Source organism: Streptomyces atriruber (genome assembly GCF_001418325.1).
GTDB classification, from domain to species: Bacteria; Actinomycetota; Actinomycetes; order Streptomycetales; family Streptomycetaceae; genus Streptomyces; species Streptomyces atriruber.
Genome location: NZ_LIPN01000691.1, coordinates 1 through 1,502 on the forward strand (window position 1 = coordinate 1; position 1,502 = coordinate 1,502).

The 1,502-nt window shown below is 76.2% G+C and carries 1 protein-coding gene; it reads right to left on the reverse strand.

The window, feature by feature from the left end:
- The coding region (locus tag AOK03_RS40115; RefSeq protein WP_244177965.1) for a DUF5682 family protein at positions 1-1,502 on the reverse strand (1,502 nt) is incomplete at both ends.

Sequence of the window (1,502 nt, forward strand, 5' to 3'; positions counted from 1 at the left end):
TCGGCTGCTCATGGTCACGGACGGGCTCGTGGAGACCCGGGGGATCGATCTCTCGCTCTCCCTGGAGCAACTGCGGGCCGCCGCGGCGGGCGCCCCGGCCGGGACGGTCGCGCTGTGCGACACCTGTCTCTTATACACATCTCCGAGCCCGAGGAGCGGCCCGGCGGCCTTCACGTACTCGGCCTCTCCCGAGTCGCGGACGATCAGCGGCGGGATGTGGCCCGCGTTGGCGATCCGTACGCGCCCGCTGCCCGGCTCGACCAGGGCCAGACAGACCCCCACCGCGGCCAACGCCTCCCGCCCCGCCACATCCGCCTCCGCGAGCCGGGCGAGCGCCGCGGGGTCGGCGACGGTCGCGGGCAGCGTGTCGGCCGAGAGACCCGTACGGTCCTCCACCGCCGCGAGCATCCGCGTACGCGCCGCGGGGGACAGGGCGTCGAAGCCCGAACGGAGCGCGGGCAGCCGGTCGAGGAAGGCGCGGTCCGTGAGGGACTCGACACGTTCGAGCAGCGGGTCCATCGCCCGGCCCGTCTCCAGAAGAGGCCCCGCCGCGACCAGCGTGCCCCGCAAGAAGGCGCTCAGATCGGCACGCAGCTCAGGAGTCACCGCGCCGTCCACGCGGGACGCGAGCCGGACGCCGAACCCGTCGACGTCCCGCTGCCCGAGCAGCACCCGTGCCGTGCCCGCCGCGCCCCGGATCAGCGGCGTGCCCTCCGCGTCGAGGCGGGCCAGCGCGTCCGCGAGCCGCAGCCCGCCGCCCCGTTCGGCCGCGCGGACGGCGAGATCCACCAGCGCGCGGGCGTCCGCCACATCGGTGGAACCGGCGAGTCCGTCGAGGGCCCTCGCCCCTGCCGCGCCGAGCTGCTCACGCGCCGCGGCGACCTCGGCGGCACGCCATCGTCCGGGCAGCCCCGGAAGCTGGCCCGCCTCGACACGGCTCAACAGGTCGAGCCCGGCGAGAAGTTCCGGCAGCGTCCCCGAAGCGGGCAGCAACTCGGCTGCCTCCGCGAGCCGTTCGGCCGCGAGGTCGGGCAGCGCGCAGCACGCCGCGTCCGACAGACCGGCGAGCACCTGCGTCGCGGTCGGCCCGCCGTGCCGCACGTCGGCCGCGTGGCGCTGTCGCAGCACACCGGCCGACGCCTGTTCGAGGGTCACGCCGTGGACGCCGGTGACGTCCAGCATCGCCGTCACCGAAGGCGTCCACTCCACCGTCCAGCGCGAGGTGAGCGCGGCCGCCTCACCGATCCGTGCGACATCGCCCTCCTCCCCGTACGGGACACGGCAGACCGCGAGGCGGCGCAGGAGGACCTCGCGCCGCAGGTCCAGCTCCGAACGGTGCGGATCCAGGCGCAACTCACGCCGCGCGGGCGCCTCGGGCGTCGGCAGCGACAGCTCGCCGAGCTCCGCCTCCACGGCGGGTCCGAGCCCCGACCGGGGCGTGCCGGGGGCGAGCCGTCCGCGCCGGTCCCCGACGAGCACCCTCTCCATGGCCGCGGCGACGA